At 65.0% G+C, this 1,622-nt stretch carries 2 protein-coding genes; both read right to left on the bottom strand.

The window, feature by feature from the left end:
* Nucleotides 1–50: 50 nt before the first annotated feature.
* Nucleotides 51–1,097: a PDDEXK nuclease domain-containing protein gene (locus tag DCI01S_RS16390; RefSeq protein ID WP_061230200.1), complete on the bottom strand. Its 1,047-nt coding sequence runs from the start codon at nt 1,095–1,097 to the stop codon at nt 51–53.
* Between the two features lie 101 nt (nt 1,098–1,198).
* Nucleotides 1,199–1,480 (bottom strand): hypothetical protein, encoded by a 282-nt coding sequence (locus DCI01S_RS16385; protein WP_061230199.1) that lies wholly within the window; start codon nt 1,478–1,480, stop codon nt 1,199–1,201.
* Nucleotides 1,481–1,622 lie beyond the last annotated feature (142 nt).

The raw sequence follows: 1,622 nt of genomic DNA, 5'->3' as shown, positions 1-1,622 counted from the left end.
TAATGGCTGGTCGGGCCCTGTTTTGGGGCTACGGTGTGTTCCAGCGTTGTTTACGAGTGGTCTTGGTCGTTCTCGGTGATTTGGGCCAGGGCTGCGGTGAGGTCGTCTTCGCTGGGTAGTGCCTCTTGCTCTGCGGCGGGTAGGGCCTCATAGCTGAAGGTTGAGACGGCCAGGGGTGCGCCGGCTTGGTTCAGTGCGTAGCGGACGACACGATCATTGCGGCTGCCGCAGACCAGGATCCCGACAGTCGGGGCATGCGAGGCGCGGCGCAGGCGATCCTCGACCAGGGCGACGTAGAACTGCAGCTGCCCGGCGTGTTCTGGCTTGAACTTGCCGGTCTTGAGCTCAATGACGACGTACCGCAATTGCTCGACGTGGAAGAACAGTAGGTCAGCGTAGAAGTCCTCGCCCCCGACGTCGAAGTGCACTTGTCTTCCCACGAAAGCGAATCCCGGGCCGAGCTCGCGCAGCGTATCGACGATCCGGTCGGTCAGGGACTCCTCGAGCTCACGCTCGGCGACCTCGCCGGACAGGTCCAGAAAATCAAGGATCAGCGGGTCCTTGGCGATCTGCTGGGCAAGCTCGGAATCTTGCGCAACAAGCTGTTGCGCAAAATTCGACGGAGCCGCCCCGCGGCGTTCGAGGGCGCTGCTGGCGATCATGTTGGCCAGCACGTTGCGCGACCAGCCGTGCTCGACGGCCGCGGCTGCGTACTTGTCTCGATCGTCCTGAGCGCTGAGCTTGTCCAGCAGGACAGTCACGTGCCCCCAGGGCAAGTACGCAACAGGCTGTTGCGCGATTGGTCCGGCAGTCCAGGCGCCGGCGAAGGTCGCCATGTACTGCAGGTTTCGGGCAGAAAAGCCCTTCATTTGGGGAAACTCGGCCCGAAGATCCTCGGCGAGCCTGCGAATCACACCGCTACCCCACCCCTGCCGGGCGCTCTCCTCGCGCACAGCCTGTCCGATGGACCAGTACAGCTCGATCAGCTGGGTGTTGACCCTTCGCTGCGCGGTGACCTGTGCTCGTCGGACCCTGTCCTTGAGATCCTCGACGAGGCGCCCATAGTTGGATGGCAGGTCCAGGTCCCGGGAGGTCACCCGTCCATCCTGACAGGTTTACCCCGGCACGCTGGATAGCAACCGGCTGCAGATGTGCCAGGCCCGTCAATGGCGACTCGCCGGGGCCGGGCCCTCAAAGTTCAATCCCTGCCGGCGGGAAGAGCCTTCACCGCCTCACTCAGGGCCAAGCCGAGACCAGCTCCGATGAGGCCGGCGCCGATGGCGCCTCCGGCGACCATGGGCAGGACCGCCGACGACGCCAGGACGGCGACTCCGGACAGTCCCAGGCCTGTCACGCCGGAGGCGATGCCGACGAACGTCCCCGGACGGCCAATGTGATGTCCGCGACCGGCGGGCACGGCGACCATCACGGTCACCGCGATCGCGCAGTACGCGCACACGCTCAGAGTGAGCGCGAGCATTGTTGCATCCACAATCTTCTCCGTTCAGTCGTTGGTACGTGGAATTGTCCACCCGGCTCATGTCGCCGCCGGTGTGCTCGCCGCCGGACGCCGGGCGCCTTAGCAGCGGTCAGCGCTCGATCCTCGACATGGGCGCGGGCGT

The sequence above is a fragment of the Dietzia cinnamea NBRC 102147 genome (assembly GCF_001571065.1).
GTDB classification, from domain to species: Bacteria; Actinomycetota; Actinomycetes; order Mycobacteriales; family Mycobacteriaceae; genus Dietzia; species Dietzia cinnamea.
This window is presented reverse-complemented; position numbering and strand designations above follow the sequence as displayed.